The 23,599-nt window shown below is 59.9% G+C and carries 19 protein-coding genes and 2 pseudogenes; 9 read left to right on the top strand and 12 right to left on the bottom strand.

Translation table 11 applies throughout. The features are described 5' to 3' along the window. Positions 1-3: 3 nt before the first annotated feature. The 3 genes from ACZZ0D_RS26725 to ACZZ0D_RS26715 form a co-directional block, all read right to left on the bottom strand. Complete coding sequence (locus ACZZ0D_RS26725; protein WP_003206307.1) at positions 4-1,254, bottom strand: sarcosine oxidase subunit beta; 1,251 nt, start codon at positions 1,252-1,254, stop codon at positions 4-6. A gap of 20 nt (positions 1,255-1,274) precedes the next feature. Continuing rightward, positions 1,275-2,528, bottom strand: coding sequence for a serine hydroxymethyltransferase (locus ACZZ0D_RS26720; protein WP_008086924.1), 1,254 nt, complete (start codon positions 2,526-2,528; stop codon positions 1,275-1,277). A gap of 286 nt (positions 2,529-2,814) precedes the next feature. Further along, a complete protein-coding gene (locus tag ACZZ0D_RS26715) occupies positions 2,815-3,525 on the bottom strand; it encodes a TraX family protein (protein ID WP_463554676.1) in 711 nt (236 codons plus the stop codon). Between the two features lie 126 nt (positions 3,526-3,651). On the opposite strand from ACZZ0D_RS26715, the pseudogene ACZZ0D_RS26710 reads away from it, so the two are divergent. From ACZZ0D_RS26710 to ACZZ0D_RS26700, 3 genes and pseudogenes are all read left to right on the top strand, one after another. Continuing rightward, positions 3,652-4,693 (top strand): annotated as a pseudogene (locus ACZZ0D_RS26710) (threonine aldolase family protein). Positions 4,694-4,997: 304 nt separating this feature from the next. Continuing rightward, a complete protein-coding gene (locus tag ACZZ0D_RS26705; protein WP_463554675.1) occupies positions 4,998-5,531 on the top strand; it encodes an REP-associated tyrosine transposase in 534 nt (177 codons plus the stop codon). A 300-nt stretch (positions 5,532-5,831) separates the two neighbouring features. Further along, on the top strand, positions 5,832-6,656 hold the full coding sequence (locus ACZZ0D_RS26700) for an SDR family oxidoreductase (protein ID WP_463554674.1): 825 nt from the start codon (positions 5,832-5,834) through the stop codon (positions 6,654-6,656). 121 nt (positions 6,657-6,777) lie between these two features. Here the strand turns inward: ACZZ0D_RS26700 and gbcB are convergent, their stop codons facing one another. Next, entirely contained in the window at positions 6,778-7,878 is a 1,101-nt protein-coding gene (gene gbcB / locus ACZZ0D_RS26695; RefSeq protein WP_064388155.1) for a glycine-betaine demethylase subunit GbcB, read from the bottom strand. 294 nt (positions 7,879-8,172) lie between these two features. On the opposite strand from gbcB, the gene gbcA reads away from it, so the two are divergent. Further along, on the top strand, positions 8,173-9,468 hold the full coding sequence (gene gbcA, locus ACZZ0D_RS26690; protein ID WP_053124549.1) for a glycine-betaine demethylase subunit GbcA: 1,296 nt from the start codon (positions 8,173-8,175) through the stop codon (positions 9,466-9,468). Between the two features lie 755 nt (positions 9,469-10,223). On the opposite strand, the gene ACZZ0D_RS26685 is transcribed toward gbcA, so the two are convergent. The 7 genes from ACZZ0D_RS26685 to ACZZ0D_RS26655 form a co-directional block, all read right to left on the bottom strand. Continuing rightward, positions 10,224-10,790 (bottom strand): N-acetyltransferase family protein, encoded by a 567-nt coding sequence (locus tag ACZZ0D_RS26685; protein WP_463554673.1) that lies wholly within the window; start codon positions 10,788-10,790, stop codon positions 10,224-10,226. Between the two features lie 223 nt (positions 10,791-11,013). Beyond that, a complete protein-coding gene (gene etfB, locus ACZZ0D_RS26680; RefSeq protein ID WP_463554672.1) occupies positions 11,014-11,784 on the bottom strand; it encodes an electron transfer flavoprotein subunit beta in 771 nt (256 codons plus the stop codon). Between the two features lie 9 nt (positions 11,785-11,793). Continuing rightward, the gene (etfA, locus tag ACZZ0D_RS26675; protein WP_053124554.1) at positions 11,794-13,014 is read right to left on the bottom strand and encodes an electron transfer flavoprotein subunit alpha; all 1,221 of its coding nucleotides are present in this window, start codon (positions 13,012-13,014) and stop codon (positions 11,794-11,796) included. Continuing rightward, positions 13,014-14,963 carry a dimethylglycine demethylation protein DgcB gene (gene dgcB, locus ACZZ0D_RS26670; protein ID WP_463554671.1) on the bottom strand — a complete coding sequence of 650 codons (1,950 nt, stop codon included), beginning with the start codon at positions 14,961-14,963 and terminating at the stop codon, positions 13,014-13,016. Before dgcB ends, etfA begins: the two co-directional genes overlap by 1 nt. A gap of 154 nt (positions 14,964-15,117) precedes the next feature. Continuing rightward, positions 15,118-17,178: a dimethylglycine demethylation protein DgcA gene (gene dgcA, locus ACZZ0D_RS26665; RefSeq protein ID WP_053124557.1), complete on the bottom strand. Its 2,061-nt coding sequence runs from the start codon at positions 17,176-17,178 to the stop codon at positions 15,118-15,120. A 15-nt stretch (positions 17,179-17,193) separates the two neighbouring features. Then, positions 17,194-17,724, bottom strand: coding sequence for a DUF5943 domain-containing protein (locus ACZZ0D_RS26660; RefSeq protein ID WP_053124559.1), 531 nt, complete (start codon positions 17,722-17,724; stop codon positions 17,194-17,196). Between the two features lie 107 nt (positions 17,725-17,831). After that, positions 17,832-18,809 carry a dipeptidase gene (locus tag ACZZ0D_RS26655; RefSeq protein ID WP_008083166.1) on the bottom strand — a complete coding sequence of 326 codons (978 nt, stop codon included), beginning with the start codon at positions 18,807-18,809 and terminating at the stop codon, positions 17,832-17,834. A 234-nt stretch (positions 18,810-19,043) separates the two neighbouring features. On the opposite strand from ACZZ0D_RS26655, the gene ACZZ0D_RS26650 reads away from it, so the two are divergent. The 3 genes from ACZZ0D_RS26650 to ACZZ0D_RS26640 all read left to right on the top strand — a co-directional run bounded on the left by ACZZ0D_RS26650 (position 19,044) and on the right by ACZZ0D_RS26640 (position 20,317). Continuing rightward, positions 19,044-19,445, top strand: coding sequence for a lysozyme inhibitor LprI family protein (locus ACZZ0D_RS26650; protein WP_008083168.1), 402 nt, complete (start codon positions 19,044-19,046; stop codon positions 19,443-19,445). A gap of 102 nt (positions 19,446-19,547) precedes the next feature. Then, positions 19,548-19,871, top strand: coding sequence for a helix-turn-helix domain-containing protein (locus tag ACZZ0D_RS26645; RefSeq protein ID WP_463554670.1), 324 nt, complete (start codon positions 19,548-19,550; stop codon positions 19,869-19,871). Between the two features lie 29 nt (positions 19,872-19,900). Continuing rightward, positions 19,901-20,317, top strand: coding sequence for a DUF3010 family protein (locus ACZZ0D_RS26640; RefSeq protein ID WP_158959954.1), 417 nt, complete (start codon positions 19,901-19,903; stop codon positions 20,315-20,317). Between the two features lie 84 nt (positions 20,318-20,401). Here ACZZ0D_RS26640 and ACZZ0D_RS26635 read toward each other — a convergent pair whose 3' ends face one another. Beyond that, entirely contained in the window at positions 20,402-21,346 is a 945-nt protein-coding gene (locus ACZZ0D_RS26635) for a GlxA family transcriptional regulator (protein ID WP_463554669.1), read from the bottom strand. Positions 21,347-21,537: 191 nt separating this feature from the next. Here ACZZ0D_RS26635 and choX point away from each other — a divergent pair. Together choX and cdhC are read left to right on the top strand one after the other, a co-directional pair. Then, positions 21,538-22,481 (top strand): annotated as a pseudogene (gene choX / locus ACZZ0D_RS26630) (choline ABC transporter substrate-binding protein). Between the two features lie 109 nt (positions 22,482-22,590). Continuing rightward, positions 22,591-23,478, top strand: a complete 888-nt coding sequence (gene cdhC / locus ACZZ0D_RS26625; RefSeq protein WP_053124567.1) for a 3-dehydrocarnitine:acetyl-CoA trimethylamine transferase CdhC — start codon at positions 22,591-22,593, stop codon at positions 23,476-23,478. The last annotated feature ends 121 nt before the right edge of the window (positions 23,479-23,599 follow it).

Below are 23,599 nucleotides of genomic sequence, written 5' to 3'. Positions count from 1 at the left end.
CTGTTAGTGGGCAACCGCAGCAGCGCCGTGTTCATCGATCAACGCACCGTTGTGGAAACGGTCGATGGAGAAAGGTGCGGCCAACGGGTGCATTTCACCCTTGGCCAGACTCGCGGCAAACACGTTGCCCGAGCCAGGTGTGGCCTTGAAGCCACCGGTGCCCCAACCGCAGTTGAAGAACATGTTCGGTACCGGGGTTTTCGAAATGATCGGGCAAGCGTCCGGGGTGGTGTCGACGATGCCGCCCCACTGGCGGTTCATGCGTACGCGGGACAACACCGGGAACATCTCGACGATGGCCTGAATGGTGTGCTCGATCACCGGGTACGAACCGCGCTGGCCGTAGCCGTTGTAGCCGTCGATACCGGCGCCGATCACCAGGTCGCCCTTGTCGGACTGGCTGATGTAACCGTGCACGGCGTTGGACATGATCACGCTGTCGATAATCGGTTTGATCGGCTCGGACACCAGCGCTTGCAGCGGGTGGGATTCGATCGGCAGACGGAAACCGGCGAGCTTGGCCATGTGCCCGGAGTTACCAGCGGTGACCACGCCAACACGTTTGGCGCCGATGAAACCCTTGTTGGTTTCAACACCGATGCACACGCCGTTTTCCTTGCGGAAACCGATCACTTCGGTCTGCTGAATCAAGTCCACGCCCAAGGCGTCGGCGGCACGGGCAAAGCCCCAGGCCACGGCATCGTGACGGGCGACGCCGCCGCGACGCTGAACGGTCGCGCCCATCACTGGATACCGAGTGTTTTTCGAGCAGTCGAGGTACGGAATCTCGTCAGCGACTTGCTTGGCGTTGAGCAGTTCGCCATCGACACCGTTGAGGCGATTGGCGCTGACTCGACGCTCGGAATCACGGATGTCCTGCAGGGTGTGGCACAGGTTGTAGACGCCGCGCTGAGAGAACATCACGTTGTAGTTGAGATCCTGGGACAGGCCTTCCCACAATTTCATCGCGTGTTCGTAAAGATGCGCCGACTCGTCCCACAGGTAGTTGGAGCGGACAATGGTGGTATTGCGCGCGGTGTTACCGCCGCCCAGCCAGCCCTTCTCGACCACGGCGACATTGGTGATGCCGTGCTCTTTGGCCAGATAGTAGGCAGTCGCCAGACCGTGCCCGCCGCCGCCGACGATGACCACGTCGTAGACCTTTTTCGGCGTCGGCGTGCGCCACATGCGCTGCCAGTTTTCATGGTGGCTGAGGGAGTGTTTGAAGAGGCCGAAGCCCGAATAGCGTTGCATAGTCAGTTACTCCAGAACACTCAGCGATAAACCGGGAAGTCTGCGCACAGGGCCGACACTTGCTGGGCAACATTGGCCTCGACATCAGCATCGCCGAGGTTGTCGAGGATGTCGCAGATCCAGCCAGCCAACACTTCGCACTGGGTCACCTTGAAGCCACGAGTGGTGACGGCCGGGGTGCCGATGCGCAGGCCCGAGGTCACGAACGGCGATTGCGGGTCGTTCGGCACGGCGTTCTTGTTGACGGTGATGTGCGCACGGCCAAGGGCGGCGTCGGCGTCTTTACCGGTCAGGCCCTGACGGATCAGGCTGACCAGGAACAAATGGTTGTCGGTGCCGCCGGACACTACATCGTAGCCACGTTTGATAAACACGCTGGCCATCGCCTGAGCGTTGTCGATCACTTGTTGCTGATAAGCCTTGAAGCCTGGCTCCAGCGCTTCCTTGAAGCACACCGCTTTGCCGGCGATGACGTGCATCAGCGGGCCGCCCTGCGCGCCGGGGAATACAGCGGCGTTGAGCTTCTTCTCGATCTCTTCGTTGGACTTGGCCAGGATCAGCCCGCCACGTGGGCCACGCAGGGTTTTGTGCGTGGTGGTGGTAACGACGTCGGCGTACGGCAGCGGGTTCGGGTACAGACCGGCGGCAACCAGACCGGCAACGTGGGCCATGTCGACGAAGAGCAGCGCACCGACCTTGTCAGCGATCTGACGGAAGCGCGGGAAGTCGAGGGTCTTCGAGTAAGCGGAGAAACCGGCGACGATCATTTTCGGCTTGGATTCGACGGCAAGACGCTCGACTTCGTCGTAATCGATCAAACCGGTGTCGGTGTTGATGCCGTACTGCACAGCGTTGTAGAGCTTGCCCGAGGACGACACTTTGGCGCCGTGGGTCAGGTGACCGCCGTGGGCCAGGCTCATGCCGAGGATGGTGTCGCCCGGCTGAATCAGTGCCAGATAAACAGCGCTATTGGCCGATGAACCGGAATGTGGCTGGACGTTGGCGTAATCGGCGCCGAACAGTTGCTTGGCGCGTTCGATGGCCAGTGCTTCGACTTTATCGACGTGCTCGCAGCCACCGTAGTAGCGCTTGCCCGGATAGCCTTCGGCGTATTTGTTGGTCAGGCCACTGCCTTGCGCTTCCATCACGCGTTTGCTGGTGTAGTTCTCTGACGCGATCAGCTCGATGTGATCTTCCTGACGTTGCTCCTCGGCATTCATCGCCGCCAGCAGTGCATCGTCGTAACCCTGGATCTGGTCTTGCTTGCTGAACATCGCGTCTCTCCCAGCGGCATCTGTGCGCCATTCGTCTCGGTAAGGCACTGGCAATCACGGCAGTGCCCTTTGATGCCGATGGTATGACCGGCGCAGACAGCTCAAATGCCTGCGGACGCCACGCAAAGGTGCGTTTACGACATGGCTGGAAAAGGCTGGTCGGACACATCATCCAAAACTGCGGAGAACCCCTGTGGGAGCGGGCTTGCTCGCGAAGAGGCCGTGTCAGTCGACATCAATACCGCCTGACACACCGCTTTCGCGAGCAAGCCCGCTCCCACAGGGGTTAGGTGTATGCCGCGCGGAGGGCGAGCAATAGGAGGAAATGCGCGGGATAGAGGGCGTAAGCCCAGCGACGCATCGGCGGCGGCTGCAGATGTCGCTCATGTCGCAACAGGAACATTCCGAGCACTGGCGCAAATAGACACGCGGCAATGCCAAGAATGGCCACGCTACTGCCAAACCTCGCCGAGTCGTAAAGCACTTGCCATTGATTCGCTGCGAGGCATACCAATCCCGGCAACAGGCTGAAATACCACGGCCGACGAAACACCAGCAGCATCGCCAACGGCAGCAGAACCCCGAAGAACCCGAACATCAGCCACTCCGGGAAAACCATCGCCAGCGCCAGCGCAGCAACACCGAGCAATCGCGACATCACCGATGGATCCTGCCACCCCCGCGCCACCAGCAAGCCCAGCGCCAGCGTCGGCATCACATTCAACGTATCCGGCTCGGGAATGTACAACCGATACGGAATCTCGCTCAGCGCACTGAACAGCAACAACCACCCCAGATAGCGCCATTCCATCTTCCGCGAACCATCGCGCGAAAGATTCGCCGCCATCGCCAGACAAAACCACGGAAACGCCAGCCGCCCCGGTACGTACAGCCAATCGGCGGAGAACCCGACATATCGCAGGTGATCGAGCAACATGCTCAGCAGCGCCAGCCACTTGAGCAGATCCAGCGCGCCGTCGCGTTTTCTCAGGTGCATAATCGGCCTGCATCCTTGTAATGTTCAGACAGCGACATCTCGTGTGCTCCCCGGAAGATCTTCGGTAAAGTGCGCACCATCATTGACCACGAGCCTTCACAAGAGTCTCGACCACGGAAGCCGGCCATGACCGACAAGAGCCAACAATTCGCCAGCGACAACTATTCCGGTATCTGCCCTGAAGCCTGGGCTGCCATGGAACAGGCCAACCACGGCCACCAGCGCGCTTATGGCGACGATGAATCGACACGCGCGCGCGTCCGACCATTTCCGCCAATTGTTTGAAACCGACTGCGAAGTGTTCTTCGCCTTCAACGGCACCGCCGCCAACTCGCTGGCCCTGTCGTCGCTGTGCCAGAGTTACCACAGCGTGATCTGCTCGGAAACCGCCCACGTCGAAACCGACGAATGCGGCGCCCCGGAATTCTTCTCCAACGGCTCGAAGCTGCTGATCGCCGGCACTGAAAACGGCAAGATCACCCCGCAGTCGATCCGCGAAGTCGCGCTCAAGCGCCAGGACATCCACTACCCGAAACCGCGCGTGGTCACCCTGACCCAAGCCACTGAAGTCGGCAGCGTCTACACCCCGGAAGAAGTCCGCGCCATCAGCGCCACTTGCAAAGAACTGGGCCTGCACCTGCACATGGACGGCGCGCGCTTCTCCAACGCTTGCGCTTTCCTCGGCTGCTCGCCAGCGGATCTGACCTGGAAGGCCGGCGTTGACGTGCTGTGCTTCGGCGGCACGAAAAACGGCATGGCCGTGGGTGAGGCGATTCTGTTCTTCAACCACAAACTGGCGGAAGATTTCGACTACCGCTGCAAACAGGCCGGGCAACTGGCGTCGAAAATGCGCTTCCTCTCGGCACCGTGGGTCGGCATTCTCGAAACCGACGCCTGGCTGAAATACGCGCGCCACGCCAACCACTGCGCGCAATTGCTGGCAGAACTGGTCAGCGACATTCCCGGCGTCGAACTGATGTTCCCGGTGCAGGCCAACGGCGTGTTCCTGCAACTGTCAGAACCGGCCATCGCCGCACTGACCGCGAAAAACTGGCGTTTCTACACCTTCATCGGCAAGGGCGGCGCACGCTTCATGTGCTCGTGGGACACCGAAGAAGAACGCGTCCGCGAACTCGCCCGCGACATCCGCGAAGTCATGTCCGCCTGACCTGACGCCAGCGCACTGATCGTTCCCACGCTCCGCGTGGGAATGCCTCCCGGGACGCTCCGCGTTCCATCCCCAGACGCTAAAAACCGCTATGACGCAGAGCGTCAATGGCTGCATTCCCACGCAGAGCGTGGGAACGATCTTCGGCCGAGGATGACTTTTCCCACCGTAATACCAGACTTCTCTTCTAGCGCGATCATCCCACCCGCCTCACCCTGATCGTTCTAACGCTCTGCGTGGAAACGCCTCCCGGGACGCTCCGCGTTCCATCCCCGTCGCACCGCAAGATTCAAGGAAGAATCCCATGGGCCGAAGCCGCTACACCATTACTGAAACCGACAAACCGCATTTCCTGACTTGCACGATCATGGAGTGGTTGCCGTTATTCATCCGCCCGTACATCGTCGACCACCTGCTCAACTGTTGGCGTTATCAACAGACCCACCATGACTTGAAGCTGTACGGCTACGTGATTCTGGAAAACCATCTTCACTTCGTCGCTCAGGCGCCCGACCTGAGTAAATGCCTCAGCCAATTCAAATCTTTCACCGCGAGACAAATCATCGATGATCTGCAAAGCAAAGGTGCTGACAAAGTCCTGAAACGTCTGCGCTTTAGCAAACGCGCGCATAAGCAGGATCGGGTGTACCAGTTGTGGCAGGAAGGTTCACACGCAGAAATGGTCTACAGCGAATCGGTGATGCGTCAGAAGCTTGAATACATCCACAACAATCCAGTGAAACGCGGGTATGTGGACTTGCCAGAGCATTGGCGTTATTCGAGCGCCAGGGACTACGCGGGAATGCCGGGGCTTATTGAGGTTCAGTGCTGGTATTGATGGGACGCAGAGCGTCCCGGGCTGCATTCCCACGCGGAGCATGGGAACGAGCAAATTGAGTCCGCCCGACCTCCGCACTGATCGTTCCCACGCTCCGCGTGGGAATGCCTCTCGGGACGCTCCGCGTTCCAGCCTCACCACTGTCGACATCCTTAACACCGCTATGACGCGGAGCGTCGACGGCTGCATTCCCACGCGGAGCGTGGGAACGATCATGGCGGAGACAGCGTTACCTGATCTGCTTGGTCTACATTGTCTGTCGAGCCCTTCGCTCATATAACAATAAGCAGGAGCATCGGCATGTCGTTACAAGGCAAAACCCTGTTCATCACCGGCGCCAGCCGTGGCATTGGCCGTGAGATTGCGCTGCGTGCCGCGAGGGACGGGGCCAATATCGTGATTGCGGCGAAAAGCGCCGAACCCCACGCCAAACTGCCCGGCACCATCCACAGCGTCGCCGCTGAAGTCGAAGCGGCGGGTGGCAAGGCGTTGGCGTTGCAGGTGGATGTGCGTGATGAGGACGCGGTGCGCCGAGCACTGGCTCAAGCCAATGAGCACTTCGGCGGCATCGATGCGCTGGTAAACAACGCCGGGGCAATCAAACTCACTGGTGTGCAACACATCGAGCTCAAACGCTTCGACCTGATGCACCAGATCAACACCCGCGCGGTGCTGCTGTGCAGCCAGGCCGCCCTGCCCTATCTGAAGAAATCCTCGGGACACATCCTCAATCTGTCGCCACCGCTGAATCTGGCGAGCAAGTGGTTTGCACAGTTCAGCCCCTACACGGTGACCAAGTACGGCATGAGCATGTTGACGCTGGGGATGAGTGAGGAGTTTGCCGCGTACGGAATCAGCGTAAATTCGTTGTGGCCGCAGACGATGATTGCCACGGCGGCGATTGAGTTTCAGCTGGGGAACCGGGAGTCGTTCAAGCAGGCGCGAACGCCAGCGATCATGGCGGATGCGGCGCATGTGATTCTGGATAGCCGCGATCGGCAGATCACCGGGCGGCTATTGATTGATGAAGAAATTTTGCGCGAGAGCGGCGTGACGGAATTTGATCATTACCGCTTTGAACCGGGCAGCACCACAACCCTGATGCCCGACCTGTTCATCGATTAAAACGCATAACCCCTGTGGGAGCGGGCTTGCTCGCGAAGGCGTCGAATCAGCCAACATCACCGTTGAATGACACAGCGCTTTCGCGAGCAAGCCCGCTCCCACATTGGAATGGCGTCGCCCATTAGAAATCGATACGGACGTCGCCTTTAGGCACACTGCAGCACGACAAAATAAACCCTTCGGCCTCGTCGTCCTCGGTAATCCCGCCGTTGTGCTCCATCTCCACTTCGCCGCCCAGCTTGAGCACCTTGCACGTCCCGCAAATCCCCATCCCGCACGCTTTCGGAATCATCAACCCAAGCTTGGCCGCCGCCGCATGTACGGTCTCGCCCGGTGCCACACGGATGCTCTTGCCGGACGAGGTGAACTCGACCTGATGCAGATCGGCGATATCGATTTCCGGTGCATCGGCTGCCTGTTCCGCCTGCTCCACCGCATCGGCACGGGCTTCGGGTGGCGTCGCACCGAACGATTCCTCGTGATAACGCGACATGTCGTAACCGGCCACTTCCAGCAGGCGCTTGACCGCGTTCATGTACGGCGTCGGCCCGCAGCAGAACACCTCGCGCTCAAGGAAGTCCGGCACCATCAATTCGAGCATCTTGTGGTTCAGGTAACCGCGATAACCGGCCCACGGCTCACCCAAGCCATGCTTCTCGCAGATCAGGTGCAGGCTGAAGTTGTCGATCCGCGACGCCATGTGCTCCAGCTCGCGGTGGTAAATGATGTCCTTCGGCGAGCGCGCGCTGTGGATAAAGGTCATGTCGACGTTGGCGTTGGTGTCGTAGAACCAGCGCGCCATCGACATGCACGGCGTAATGCCGACGCCGCCGCTGAGATAGAGGACTTTCGGGCTTGGGAAGTCGATGGCGTTGAACAGCCCGACCGGCCCGTGCACCGCCAACTCTTGCCCTTCATGCAGCGTGTCGTGCAACCAGTTCGAGACCTTGCCCCCCGGCACCCGTTTGATCGTCACCGAAAAGCTGTACGGCACCGACGGCGAACTGGAAATGGTGTACGAACGCATGATCGGCTGGCCTTCGATTTCCAGCTCCAGGGTCACGAACTGCCCGGGCTTGAAGAAGAACAGGATCGGCTGGTCGGCCATGAAACAGAAGGTGCGCACGTCCCAGGTTTCCTGGATGACTTTGACGCAACGGACGATGTGTCGGCCATTGGCCCAGGTCTGGGTGGTGACCGGATTCAGGAAGCTGTTGGACATGCTGTTCTCCACGGCCGACTGTCGGCCTCATGTCGGCGATTCTGCGTATAGCGCGAACCGCCCGTTTACCTATCCGCGACATCGGCATACTTATCGCGACCAGCCCCCAACCACCGGGGGTTGCGCGTCGGGAACAGATTGCATCATGTCGCCCATGGATAAGGTTGCGCCCCGCGCCGGGCCCACACTCGCCCCAACACCAAGACAGATTCTTTACACCTTGCGTAGCCACTTTGCAGCACCCCTGATTAGCCACATTCGCCGGCCACGTAGAGGGCCATGAGGATCACATCGATGGACGTCACCGCAAAAATCAGCCTGGGCGATCCGCTGGAACCCGCACGCAAGGCCACCGCGCAAATGCTCCAGGAGCGCGAGCGCACGTTTTCGCTGCCACAACCGTTCTACAGCGATGAACGCCTTTTCGATATCGACATGCAGGAGATCTTCCAGAAAGAGTGGTTGATTGCCGGCATGACCTGCGAGATCCCGGCCAAGGGCAACTATTTGACCCTGCAGATCGGCAAGAACCCGATCATCGTCATTCGTGGCGCTGAAGGCGTTGTGCATGCGTTCCACAACGTCTGCCGCCACCGTGGCTCGCGTCTGTGCACCAGCGAGAAGGGCAAGGTCGCCAAACTGGTCTGCCACTATCACCAGTGGACGTACGAACTGGACGGCCGCCTGTTGTTCGCCGGCACCGAAATGGGCGCCGACTTCGACATGAAGCAGTACGGCCTCAAACCAGTCAACGTGAAGACCGCCGGCGGCTACATCTTTATCAGCCTGGCGGAGAATCCACCGGCCATTGATGACTTCCTGTCGACGCTGAACCATTACATGGAACCGTACGACATGGAGAACACCAAGGTGGCGATCACCACCACCTTGATGGAAAAGGCCAACTGGAAACTGGTGCTGGAAAACAACCGCGAGTGCTACCACTGCAACGCGTCGCACCCGGAACTGCTGAAAACCCTGCTGGAATGGGACGACGTCACCGACCCGCGCGCCGATCAGGCGTTCAAGGATCACGTCGCCGCCTCCGCCGCAGCCTGGGAAGCCGAGAAGATTCCTTACGCCCACGCCAGTTTCGGCCTGCGCAACCGCATCGTGCGCATGCCGCTGCTCAAAGGCACCGTGTCGATGACCCTCGACGGCAAACAGGGCTGCGCGAAACTGATGGGCCGCATCAAGAACCCGGATCTCGGCTCGATGCGCATCCTGCACCTGCCGCATTCGTGGAACCACTGCATGGGCGACCACATCATCGTCTTCACCGTGTGGCCGATCAGCGCGCAGGAAACCATGGTCACCACCAAGTGGATCGTGCACAAGGATGCGGTTGAGGGTGTGGATTACGATGTTGATCGCATGCGTCAGGTGTGGGATGCGACCAATGATCAGGATCGGCGTCTGGCTGAGGAGAACCAGCGCGGGATCAACTCGACGGCGTATCAGCCTGGGCCTTATTCGAAGACCTATGAGTTTGGTGTGGTGAATTTTGTTGATTGGTACAGCGAGCGCTTGCTGAACAACCTTGGGGCTGAACCTGCGCCTTACCTCAAAGGTGTCCCGGTTCAGGGCTGAGCAAGATCAAAAGATCGCAGCCTTCGGCAGCTCCTACAGGTGGAATGCGTTCCCCTGTAGGAGTGAGCCTGCTCGCGATAGCTATCTCACATTCACCACATCCCTAAACCTTGATTGCACAATTTCTGATCAACCACCCCGCACCCCATACCCACCAAGCCCCCCAGCCTTCAGCAAACAAGTTATCCACACACCCACCCACAGCAAATGGGGACAACTGTGGATGACTCGAAAAATATCCCACTGATTTGCAAAGAAAAACCGTGACTTATCCAGAAGTGCGGTTTTGAAAATACATTGATCGTTTTTTGATCAATAGCCCGCAAGCCACGCCATTCGTGGCGCACAGCGGATGGCGAACACCTTATCCACAGAAGCACCAACAGAGATCGGGGGTAACTTTGCACCTGCTGTGGAAAAGCCCTGAAGACTGCGAAATATCAGGCGTTACAGGCAATTCATCAGGTCAAAAGCGCAAATTGATCAGTTATTGAACAAATCTCTGAAAGCCACGTTTTATATAGCTCTCAGGGGTTAGCGAACATCTTATCCACAGAAGCGCCAACAGAGATCGGGGGTAACTTACGCAGTTATCCCGCAGAAAAATCCCGTAAAAACCGTAACTTAGGCTGGTTGTTTTTTGATCTGAAGCCTGCAAGCCACGGCAGACATGACTTACAGCGAAGGGCGAACACGTTATCCACAGACTGACCAACAGGGATTGTGTGTAAACCCTCGTCAGTGGATAACCGGATTCATGCTCGGTGCATCAGATAGGCCTCACCCGTCACCCGGATCATCGGATGCGGAACCACATGGCAGGTTTTGACGATGCCGAAGCCATGCCGCTCATAGAAGCGGCGGGCGCCGGTGTTGGCGGCGTAGTCGATCAGGCTCAGACCTTTGAGCGCGAGCTGATCGGCGCGGGCCTGGGCATGCTGGAGGAAGCGCACGCCCAACCCTTGATTTCGCCAACCTTCGTGCAGCGCGAGGCTGGAGATGTACAGCGTGTCCGCCACTTCCATGTCGGCGTATGGCGCCAGCACGGGGTCGGTGGGCGGGGTCGGGTCTGGATCTTCGCGCGTGACGTAACTGTGCATCATGCCAACCACGCGGCCGTCGGCCTCAGCGATCAGGCAGTTCTGCCAGGAAAAATCCACATCATCGCGGGCATAGCGCCGCTCACCGACATCCAGCAAGGCCTCGCCCGGCTCGGCCAATTGGCTCCAGACGTAATCCGAGGCACCCTCCGAAGAGATCTGAAACAAACGCGCAATGTCGCGCGCATCCGTGCGCCGGGCAGGTCGAAACTCAACAGTCATTCACTTGACTCCTCGGGGGTTTGAGCGGGTGTTTTAACCTGTGGTTGAAGCTGATCGCAAAGGAATGCCGGGGATTTTTCATGTCCACAAGTGACAGCCTGGCCAACACAGATACCTGTGGGAGCGGGCTTGCTCGCGAAGAGGCCGTGTCATTCAACACTAATGTCGCCTGACACACTGCTTTCGCGAGCAAGCCCGCTCCCACAATGAGAATGGTGTGGGGTCAGCGGACGACGCCTTCTTCGATGAGGAGTTTGAGGATGGCTTCGGCACCGGCCTGTGGGGTGACGCCTTTGAGCACTTGCCCACCGCCGCCGCTGGCTTTTGCTGTGGCGGCTTTCATCCGGTCAGCACCGCTTTTGGCTTTGATCACTTTCAGGCGTTTTGGCCGTGGTTTGGCCGGTTGCAGGGTCGCGACGGAGAGGAGTTCATCGTCAACAATCTCGACGTCGTCAGCCTCCAATACGCCACGACGCGCTGGGCCGTAAGCACTCTGCCGAGGTTTCGGCGCAGCGTTATCCACAGTCGCCAGAAACGGCAATTTCACCTTCAAGCGACGTCGTTGCCCACGCGGCAAAGCCTGCAGCACCAGCGCCGATCCATCATTGATCGACTCAACCTGCGCCAACCCGACCACCAACGGCCAGCCCAAACCTTCGGCGAGCAGAAACGGCAACATCCCCGAGCCTTCACCGGTTTCGGCCTGGCTGCCGGTCAGCACCACTTGCGCCCCTGCATTGCGCAGATACGCGGTCAGCGCCGGCAACGCATCAGCGCCAGTCGGTTGCTCAAGCACATGCATCTGTTCCAGGCCCATGCCCAGATAGGCGCGCAACGCAGGTTCGGCAACATCGCCGGCATGCAGCACTTGCAGGTTATCCCCAGCGAGCTGCAGGCCCAACTCCACAGCGCGCGCATCTTGCTCGGCGCGACGTGGCCGGCCGGAGGTCGGGTGAGCGCCGATTGAAACCAGACTGATAACGTTCGTGTTCATAGCGTTTCCTTAAGCCGCATCGCGCTTGGCGTCGTTGCGGTAAGCCGCCACCGCCGCGATCAAGGCTTGAAGAATCTCTGCGCTTTCGCCGATCACCGAGAGGTCGGCGCGTTTGATCATGTCGCAACCGGGATCGAGGTTGATCGCCACGACCTTGTCGCAGGCGCCAATGCCCTGCAGATGCTGGATCGCCCCCGAGATACCCACAGCGACATACACCCGCGCGGTGACCCAGGTGCCGGACGCGCCGACCTGGCGATCTCGCGCCATAAAGCCATCGTCCACCGCCACCCGCGAAGCGCCTTCGGTGGCGCCGAGTGCGGCAGCCGTTTCGTGGAACAGCGCCCAATCCTTGACGCCGTTACCGCCGGAGAAAATGAACTCCGCTTCGGCCATCGGAATCGCTGCGGGGTCGACCGCCACTGCGCCAAGATCTTCGATCCGCGACAGGCTGCGCGCGACGCTTGTGGATAACTCAACCGGCAACGCTTCATGACGGGTTTCGCTGACCGGTTCGGCACATTCCGCCGACGCCAGAATCAACCGCGCGAGCGGACGTGCAAGATCCTGCAAGCCAGCACCGGCGCGGCCGATGCACTCCTGATCCTTGACCTGCCAGACCCGCGTCGCCGGGCGTTCACCCAGAGCAGCGGCGAAGCGTCGACCGAGTTCACCGCCACCGCTGCGACTGTCCGGTAGCAGCCAGTGACGCGGATTGAACTGGTTATCCACAGCACGCAAACCTTGCACGCGCTGCTCCGGTGCATAACCGCTGAAGGCTTCACCTTCGAGCACCAACAAACGATCGACGCCAGCAGTAGCGAACGCGTTTTCCTTATGCTCGCCAAAGACCACCGCCAACACCGCGCCATCCTTGCCGGCCAGTTGATGGGCGAGGCCAAGCAAATCGCGGTCGTGACTGCTCAGGCGGCCACCGACCATGTCCGGCACCACGCTGATGTAAAACGCCGGGGCCGGCACTTGATGCAGCGGCAATTGCACTTCCACAGCCGCCGAACGTTTGACCGCCCCGCCCTGTTGCGCGCCGCTGCGGTCAATACGTTTGATGCCGTTGGGGCCGATAAAACCCATGCCGTGCAGGTTCTTGCGGATGACGCCATTCGGCCCCATCCAGCTGTGCTGCGCCGGTTGCATCGCCGCGTGCAGCGGGTGCAAACGGTTACGCGCAATCCATTCGGCGCGCGGGTCGCGGCGGATAATGTCGCTCATCAGTGGGCCTCCGCAGGTTCACGTTTGGCCGGGGTCGCAGGCTTGCTTGGCGCGGCGTCTTCGAGCAGCGCGTCGGCCACCAGTTCGGCAATGTCCTTGATCAGCGGACGCGGTTCGACTACGCCTTCGAGCATCGCCGTGCATTGTGGACAACCCACGGCCACCAGTTCGGCGCCGGTCTCGCGGATGTCCTCCATGCGCATGTCGGGAATCCGTTGCTTGCCCGGAATGTCAGTGATCGGCGCCCCGCCGCCACCGCCGCAGCAGCGTGAGCGGAAGCCGGAACGCTGCATCTCTTTGACTTCAATGCCGAGCGCGCGCAGCACTTCACGCGGCGCCTCGTACTCGCCGTTGTAGCGGCCGAGGTAGCACGGATCGTGATAGGTCACGCTGTTGCCTTTGTGCTGACCGAGATTGAGTGCGCCGGCCTGAATGATTTCCGCCATGTAGGTGCTGTGATGTTGCACCAAGTAATTGCCGTCGAACGCGCCGTACTCGTTTTTCAGCACATGGAAACTGTGCGGATCGCAGGTGACGATGCGGTTGAAGCTGTATTTGCCCAGGGTCTGGATGTTGCGTTTGGCGAGCAACTGGAAGGTTGCTTCATCGCCGAGACGTCGGGCCACGTCGCCGCTGTCACGCTCTTCAAGACCGAGCACGGCGAAGTCGATTTTCGCCGCTTTCAGCACTTTGACGAAGGCGCGCAGAGTGCGTTGGTTGCGCATGTCGAACGCGCCGTCGCCGACCCAGAACAGCACGTCGGTGGATTTCTTTTCGCTGAGCAAATTGAGGTTCAAGTCCGCCGCCCAGTTCATCCGCCCGCCCGGGGCGAAACCGCCGGGGTTGTCGGTGGCGATGAGGTTTTCGAGAACTTCGGCGCCCTTGTTCGGGGTCGCGCCTTTTTCCAGGGTCAGATGGCGGCGCATGTCGACGATGGCATCGACGTGCTCGATCATCATCGGGCATTCCTCGACGCAGGCGCGGCAGGTGGTGCACGACCACAGGGTTTCGGCGTCGACCAGACCGTTGACGATTGGTTGATGCGGATTGCCGCTGTGTTCGCCAATGGGTTTGCCGGGATACGGGCTGCCGGCGAATTTTGCATCGGTGCCGCCCGCGAGGCCGACGACCATGTCCTGAATGAGTTTTTTCGGGTTCAGTGGCTGGCCAGCGGCGAACGCCGGGCATGCGGCTTCGCATTTACCGCACTGCACGCAGGCGTCGAAACCGAGCAACTGATTCCAGGTGAAATCCTTGGGTTTCTCAACACCCAGCGGAGCACTCGGATCGTTCAGATCCAAAGGCTTCAAACCGGTGGAACGACCGCCGCCAAAACGCTCAGCGCGACGGTGCCAAGCCAAATGCAAAGCGCCGGCAAAGGCGTGTTTCATCGGCCCGCCCCAAGTCATGCCGAAGAACAGTTCCGACACGCCCCACAGCACACCAATCGCCAAAATGGCCGCGAGCACCCAGCCACCGAAGTTCTCTGGCAGGATTCCGGCAACGGGCAAAGTCAGCAAAAAGAACGACGCCGAGAATGCCAGCAAGCTTTTCGGCAGGCGCATCCAAGGGCCTTTCGACAACCGCGCTGGCGGGTTGCGCCGACGCAGATAAACGAAAATCGCGCCGACGAACATCACCGCCGTCATTAGCAGCAAGGCGTAACCGAGAATGCGGTTATGCAGGCCGAAACCGTGCACCAGCAGCGCCAGCACAATCGACGCCACCGCACCGCCGGCCGTGGCCACGTGGGTGTTGGCGATGTATTTGTCCCGCGCGACGACATGGTGCAAATCGACCATGTAACGCTTGGGCATGGCGAACAGGCCGCCGATCAGGTCGACCTTCGAGGCCCGGCCCCGACGCCACATGGCCACCCGCCGCAACGCGCCAAGGACACCAAGGCCCAGGGCGGCGAACAACAGGATTGGAAGAAGGGTGTTCAACATGGTGAAGCTCCCACCAGTACAACCTGGAGAAACACGGTCTGCATTACTGTCGGAGCGGGCTTGCTCGCGAAAGCGCTGGATCAGTCAGCTCATCTATGACTGACGGATTGCATTCGCGAGCAAGCCCGCTCCCACAGGGGTTTGGTGCAAGTCCTTAGAAGTCTTTGCACAACCGCAGGGCGTCATAGATCGCGGCGTGGGTGTTGCGCTGCGCCACGCAGTCGCCGATGCGGAACAGCAAGTAACCGTCGCCCGTGGTGCTCAACGAAGGCTGCGGTTTGATCGCGAACAAGGCATCGATATCGATCTGGCCCTTGTTGCGCGAACCGTCCTTGAGCCCGTAATACAGCTCTTCGTCGGGGCGCACGCCGTTCTCCACTACCACCTGATCGACCACCCGCTCCTCTTTGGCGCCGGTGTATTCGTTCTCCAGCACCGCGATCAGTTTGTCGCCTTCGCGGTAAACCTTCTCGAGCATCATGTCGCCGGTCATGATCACTTCTTTCGGGTACATGCTGCGGTAGTAGGTCGGGAACGACGTACCGCCGATGGCCACGCCCGGTTTGATGTCGTCGGTGACGATCTCGACCTGGCTGCCCTTGTCGGCGAGGAAGTCGGCCACCGACATCCCGGTGAACTCGCAAATGGTGTCGTAAACCAGCACGTTCTTGCCCGGCGCGACCTTGCCGTCCAACACGTCCCAGCTGCTGACAACCAAACCTTCAGCGGCGCCCCAGTGTTCGTTCTGCTCCAGGAACGGATGACCGCCCACCGCCAGCACCACCACGTCCGGACGCAAGTCCATGATGGTCGCAACGTCAGCTGCCGTGCCCAGGCGCAGATCGACCTTCAGCCGCGCCAGTTCCAGCTGGAACCAGCGGGTGATGCCGGCGATCTGGTCGCGCTGCGGCGCTTTCGATGCCGTGGTGATCTGCCCGCCGATAAATTCTTTCTTCTCGAACAAGGTCACGTCGTGGCCACGTTCAGCCGACACGCGAGCGGCTTCCATCCCCGCAGGCCCGGCACCGACGACGACCACTTTGCGTTTGACGCCGGTGGATTTCTCGATGATGTGCGGCACGCCCATGTATTCACGGGAGGTCGCGGCGTTCTGGATGCACAGCACGTCCAGACCTTGATACTGACGGTCGATGCAATAGTTGGCGCCGACGCACTGCTTGATCTGATCGATCTGACCCATTTTGATCTTGGCGATCAGGTGCGGGTCAGCAATGTGCGCGCGGGTCATGCCGACCATGTCGACGTAACCGCCTTCGAGAATGCGCGTGGCCTGGTTCGGATCCTTGATGTTCTGCGCGTGCAAAACCGGCGCCTTCACCACTTCTTTGATGCCCGCAGCCAGGTGCAGAAACGGCTCCGGTGGATAACTCATGTTGGGGATAACGTTGGCCAGGGTGTTGTGGGTGTCGCAACCCGAACCGACCACACCGATGAAGTCGAGCATGCCGGTGTCGTCGTAGTACTTGGCGATCTGTTTCATGTCCTCGTGGGACAAACCGTCCGGGTGGAATTCGTCACCGCACAGACGGATGCCGACGCAGAAATCATCGCCGACTTCCTTGCGCACAGCCTTGAGCACTTCGAGGCCGAAACGCATGCGGTTCTCGAAGCTGCCGCCCCACTCGTCCGTACGTTTGTTGACGCGCGGGCTCCAGAACTGGTCGATCATGTGCTGGTGCACGGCGGACAGTTCGACACCGTCGAGACCGCCGGCTTTGGCCCGCGCCGCAGCGGTGGCGTAGTTGCCGATCACCCGCCAGATTTCTTCCGGCTCGATGGTTTTGCAGGTCGCGCGGTGCACCGGTTCGCGGATGCCCGACGGCGACAGCAGGGTCGGCCAGTGCTCGCCATCCCAGCGCGAACGACGGCCCATGTGGGTAATCTGAATCATGATCTTGGCGCCATGCTTGTGCATCGCGTCCGCCAGATTCTGGAAGTGCGGAATGATCCGGTCGTCCGCCAGGTTCACCGATTTCCACCAGCCTTGCGGGCTGTCGATGGCGACACTGGAAGAACCGCCGCAAATCGCCAGGCCGATGCCGCCCTTGGCTTTCTCTTCGTAGTATTTGACGTAGCGGTCGGTGGTCATGCCGCCGTCCGTTGCGTAGACCTCAGCGTGCGCGGTGCTGAGCACGCGGTTGCGGATGGTCAGTTTGCCGATCTGGATCGGCTGGAACATTGCTTCGAAAGCCATGGCGGGTTCCTCGACTTACAACGGCTTGACGGTGAACAAGCCGTCTTCGTGGCCTTCTTCGGAGCCGCCGTAAACTTGCTCGGCAACCGTGCGAATCTTGCTGCCACGGGCTTCAAGAATCTGATCCATCGCACCGGCAAACCAACCGGTGAACATGTAGTCGACCTTGCGCCCGACCTTGCCGTAGACGTAGACGAATGCCGAGTGTTCGAGCTTGACGCTGGCAGTGCCTTTGTCGAGGTCGATGTCCTGAATCTTGAACAGGCCCCAGCCGCGTTGCGACAGGCGTTTCATGTAGTGCTCGAATACGGCGACGCCTTCCAGACCGTGGCATTCAGCTTCTTTTTCGCACCAGTGCCAGGCGGATTTGTAGCCGGCCTTGTAGAGGATTTCGGCGTAGGCGTCGGCGCCCAAGACTTCTTCGATGCCCATGTGGTTGTTGACGAAAAAGTGCCGCGGTACGTAGAGCATCGGCAGGGCGTCGGAGGTCCAGACACCGGTCTCGCTGTCGACTTCGATTGGCAATTGCGGGGCGATCTTGGCCATGGAAAGTTAACTCCAGAAAAAATAGTGGATTCAGTGGTGACCGCAGCCCTCACCCCCGCCCTCTCCCACAGGAGAGGGGGCAGTGCGGCGGCGGTCTTGAGTCAGCGTTACTCGCCCCAGACGTCTTTCAAGACGTTGACCCAGTTCTCGCCCATGATCTTGCGCACCACGCGCTCGGGATGGCCGCGCTTGAGCAGGGTTTCGGTCAGGTTCGGGAACTCGCCGACGGTGCGGATGCCCAGCGGGTTGATGATCTTGCCGAAGCTGGTCAAGCGGCGGGCGTAGCCCTTGTCGTGGGTCAGGTATTCGAAGAAGTCCTGGCCGTGGCCCTGGGTGAAGTCGGTGCCGATACCGATGGCGTCTTCGCCGACGATGTTCATCACGTACTCGATCGCTTCGGCGTAGTCGTCGATGGTGGAATCGATGCCCTTGGCGAGGAACGGCGCGAACATGGTCACGCCGACAAAACCGCCGTGGTCGGCAATGAACTTCAGTTCTTCATCGGACTTGTTGCGCGGGTGCTCTTTGAGCCCCGACGGCAGGCAGTGGGAATAGCACACCGGTTTTTTCGATTCGAGGATGACTTCTTCAGAAGTCTTGGAACCGACGTGGGACAGGTCGCACATGACGCCGACGCGGTTCATCTCGGCAACGATTTCGCGACCGAAGCCCGACAGGCCGCCGTCACGTTCGTAGCAACCGGTGCCAACCAGATTCTGGGTGTTGTAGCACATCTGCACGATGCCGACGCCGAGCTGCTTGAACACCTCGACATAGCCGATCTGGTCTTCAAAGGCGTGGGCATTCTGGAAGCCGAAGAGGATGCCGGTTTTGCCCTGCTCCTTGGCTTTGCGGATGTCGGCGGTGGTGCGCACCGGCATCACGAGGTCGCTGTTGTCGCGGATCAGTTTCTGGCTGGCGGCAATATTGTTCACGGTCGCCTGAAAGCCTTCCCACACCGACACAGTGCAGTTGGCTGCCGTCAGACCGCCCTTGCGCATGTCTTCAAACAGCTCGCGGTTCCATTTGGCAATGATCAGACCGTCGATAACGATGCTGTCGGCGTGTAATTCGGCTGGGCTCATCAGGCGTCCCCTTATTGGCGATTCATGCGCCGAATCGTCTGCCGGCGCTTTGGGGCCAGCATATGCCTCGGTGCCGGGGCGACCGGGTGCAAAAACGACAGGGGAATTGCCGAAAGCGTCAATCCGCGACAAAGGGTCATCCGCCGCCCCGACCGGCCACCTTTCCAAGCCCGCACGCTTGAGCCAGAATCACCGGCATCTTGCAAACACCACTGGATTAGAGCGGCGACAACAATGAAATCGATCTTCCTGGCCCTGGCACTGATTGCGACCGGCGTACACGCCGCCGAAGAGTCCGACAACAACCCGTGCGACGCAGTCGAAAACGACGTCCAGACCCTGGAATGCTCGACCTACAGCCGCACCACCGCCGAAGACCTGCTCAAAGACAACTACGCCAGCCTGACCGAACGCATGCAGACCGCATACGGCAAAAACGCCACGCAACTGGCGGATATCACCGCCAAACTCAAAACTGCTCAACAGCAGTGGTTGAAGACGCGGGATGCGGATTGCGCGGTTGAGGCATTCCCGGCGACGGCGGGGAGCAAGGCATTTACCATCGCGCAGAATGATTGCGTGGCGCGGATGAGTGATGAGCGGTCGGAGTTTTTGGAGTCGATTGGGCAGGAGTGATCCTGATTACTCGCAACATGCCGTCAAACGTTGCTGGTTGGTCTCGCGAGAAATATAAGCAAAGATCCTCGAATCTTATAAAAGGCTTATATTTCTCCGAACATGAAATTGTCCAAAGACATCCAAATCATCAACGACGCCGAGGGCAAACCGGCCTTCGTGGTCATTCCGTACGCGCAGTACGTCGCACAGAAAATACAACCAGATCTGATTCCCCATGAGGTCGTCAGTCGGATGGTCGATGGGGCCACACCGATCCGTGCCTGGCGCGAACACCTCAACCTGACTCAGGAAGAAGTCGCCAAACGCATGGGTATTTCGCAACCGGCGTTTGCCCAGCAAGAAACAGTCGCCAAGCCACGCAAGGCCACTCGCGAGAAAATTGCAGCGGCATTCGGCATCACCGCCAGTCAGCTTGAGTTGTAAGCTGTCCTCTTCACTTCAAGGAATTCCCCATGAACATCTGCGGCATTGAAATCAAAGGCAGCGAAGCGATCATCGCCGTGGCCGCTCTCGACGGTTCGACCCTGAGCCACATTCCCCTTGCCACCAAGAAGATCGCCCTCGACGAAGATGACGAAGCGGCGAACGTGAAGCTGTTCGCGGCGCAAGTGGCGTCGTTTGTGCGTGAGAATTCGGTTGACCGGATTGCGATCAAGAAGCGCAGCAAGAAGGGTGAGTTCGCCGGCGGGCCGACGACGTTCAAGATTGAGGGGATTTTGCAGTTGCTCGATGGTTGTGAAGTGACGCTGCTGTCGCCGCAGACGATCAATGCGCAGGCGAAGAAGCATAATTTCGAGCTGCCGGGGACGCTGAACAAATATCAGCATGAGGCTTATAAAGCGGCGTGTTCGGCGTTGGTGAAAAAGTAAGATCAAAAGATCGCAGCCTTCGGCAGCTCCTACATTGGAATGCAATCAACTGTAGGAGCTGCCGAAGGCTGCGATCTTTTGATTTCAGGCTTGGGCGGTACGCCGGTCTTCGCGCGGGCAGCGGGCAAATTTTGCTCGATAGCTGCGGGTGAAGTAGGACGGTGATTCGAAGCCGCAGGCGATGCTGACTTCGAGCACGCTCATGTCGGTCTGACGCAGTAGCTGCCGGGCCTTTTCCAAGCGCAATCGCAGGTAAAAGTTACTCGGCGTATCGTTCAGATGCAGCCGAAACAACCGTTCCAGTTGCCGCCGCGTGACTTTGATCGATTCCGCCAATTGCAGCGTGGTCAGCGGCGGTTCGCTGTGCTGCTCCATCTCGCCAATCACCTGCACCAGTTTCTTGTTATTGATGCCATAACGCGTAGCGACTTCCATGCGTTGGTGGTCTTTTCGCGGGCGAATCCGCCCCAGCACAAATTGCTCACTGACCTGAATCGCCAGCTGCGGCCCATGGGCCTGGGCGATCAGATCGAGCATCAGATCGATGGACGCGGTGCCGCCCGCCGAGGTGATGCGTCGACGATCGATCTCGAACAATTCCTGGGTCACGCTGAGCTGTGGATAAGATTCCTTGAAGGCGTCGATGGCTTCCCAGTGCATGGTCAGACGATAGCCGTCGAGCAGCCCGGCTTCGGCCAGCACAAAGCTGCCGGAGTCGATGGCCCCGAGGGTGACACCCTCGTTATCCAGCCGCCGCAACCAATGTTCCAGCACCGGCGTGGCAAACTTCAGCGGTTCAAACCCGGCCACCACCAATAACGTCGCACCTTTCTTCAGGGGTTCCAGCGCGGCATCGGCGTTGACCGACATACCGTTACTCGCCAGCACCGCCCCGCCATCGGCACTGAGCACATGCCAGCGGTACAACTCGCCACGAAAGCGGTTGGCCACGCGCAGCGGTTCGATCGCGGAAATAAAGCCGATGGCGGAGAACCCCGGCATCAGCAGAAAGTAGAAATCCTGGGACATGTGCGCACTCGATTCGCGGGTAGCGTGGCTCGTTGATACGCCGATTGTCGTCAGCGTTCAAGCGTGCAGGTCGCTACAGTGCAAATGCCCGTCGCCGTAGTGCGCTTTCACGGGCGCATTGCTGCGTAACTTTGCATCACCGGCGCATCAGATGCCGGGAACCACAATAACGACCTGCCGAGGAACCCGACATGAAACGACTGATCAGCAGCTGTGTTCTTGCACTCAGCGGTACCGCTTTCTTGAGCGCCAGCGTCATGGCGGCCGAACCTGCGTCATGCCAGAACGTGCGCATGGGCGTGGTCAACTGACCGACGTGATCGCCACCAGTGCGATGACCCAGGTATTGCTCGACGGCCTCGGCTACAACACCAAACAAACCAGCGCGTCCCAGCAAATCATCTTCGCCGGGATTCGCGATCAGCGTCTGGACTTGTTCCTCGGTTACTGGAACCCGTTGATGACGCAGACCATTACGCCGTTTGTCGACGCCAATCAGGTCAAAGTCCTCGAAGCACCGAGCCTGAAGGATGCCCGCGCCACCCTCGCGGTGCCGACCTATCTGGCAGATAAAGGCCTGAAAACCTTTGCCGATATCGCCAAGTTCGAAAAGGAACTCGGCGGCAAGATTTACGGCATCGAACCGGGCTCGGGCGCCAATACGCAGATCAAGGCAATGATTGCCAAGAACCAGTTCGGCCTCGGCAAGTTCCAGTTGGTCGAGTCGAGCGAGGCCGGCATGCTCGCCGCCGTCGATCGCGCCGTGCGCCGCAAAGAGGCCGTGGTGTTCTTCGGCTGGGCGCCGCACCCGATGAACGTCAACGTCAAGATGACCTATCTCACCGGCAGTGAAGACGCCCTCGGCCCGAATGAAGGCATGGCCACGGTGTGGACAGTGACCGCGCCGAAATACGCCGAGCAATGCCCGAACATCGGTCGCTTGCTGAGCAATCTGACCTACACCGCCGAAGACGAGAGCCGGATGATGCAGCCGCTGCTCGATCACAAAGATGCTTTCGAATCCGCCAAGCAATGGCTCAAGGATCACCCGGAAGACAAGCAGCGCTGGCTCGACGGTGTGACCACGTTCGATGGCAAACCGGCGGCTGAAAACCTCCAGCTGACCAGCAAATAACCCTCTCAATTTAAAGCCCCTCTCCCTGACCGGAGAGAGGACTGAACCACGCTTCGCAGCCCCGAAAAGGGCTGCGGACAGACCCATCACGCCTGAAGGAAACCGCACCATGAACCACGACGTCATCATCACCTGCGCACTTACCGGTGCTGGCGACACGACCGCCAGAAGTCCTCATGTGCCGGTCACCCCGAAACAAATCGCTGCGGCGGCCGTTGAAGCCGCCAAGGCTGGCGCCACCGTCGTGCACTGCCACGTGCGTGATCCGCAAACCGGCAAGTTCAGCCGCGACGTCGCGCTGTACCGCGAAGTGATGGAGCGCATCCGCGAGGCCGACGTCGACATCATCGTCAACCTCACCGCCGGCATGGGCGGCGACCTGGAAATCGGCGCGGGCGAGAACCCGATGGAGTTCGGCCCGAACACCGATCTGGTCGGCCCGTTGACCCGACTGGCGCACGTAGAAGAATTGCTCCCGGAAATCTGCACCCTCGATTGCGGCACCCTGAATTTTGGCGATGGCGACACCATTTACGTGTCCACTCCGGCGCAACTGCGCGCCGGTGCCAAGCGCATTACCGAGCTGGGCGTGAAGGCTGAGCTGGAAATTTTCGACACCGGGCATCTGTGGTTTGCCAAGCAGATGATCAAGGAAGGTTTGCTGGATAACCCGCTGTTTCAGCTGTGCCTGGGCATTCCATGGGGCGCGCCGGCGGATACCACGACGATGAAAGCCATGGTCGATAACTTGCCCGCCGATGCAGTGTGGGCCGGGTTCGGCATTGGCCGGATGCAGATGCCGATGGCGGCGCAAGCGGTGCTGCTTGGCGGCAACGTGCGGGTCGGGCTGGAAGACAACCTGTGGCTGGACAAGGGTGTGCTGGCGACCAACGGCCAATTGGTTGAGCGCGCCAGCGAAATCCTCAGCCGCCTCGGCGCCCGCGTACTCACGCCGGCGGAAGGCCGCAAGAAAATGGGCCTGACCCAGCGCGGCTAAGCCCTACACCTATTCCCGTTTGGAACCGGATTTGTGGCGAGGGGATTTATCCCCGTTCGGCTGCGCAGCAGTCGCAAAATCTTGGGGCCGCTGCGCGACCCAACGGGGATAAATCCCCTCG

It is taken from the genome of Pseudomonas sp. AC193, assembly GCF_979258075.1.
This window is presented reverse-complemented; position numbering and strand designations above follow the sequence as displayed.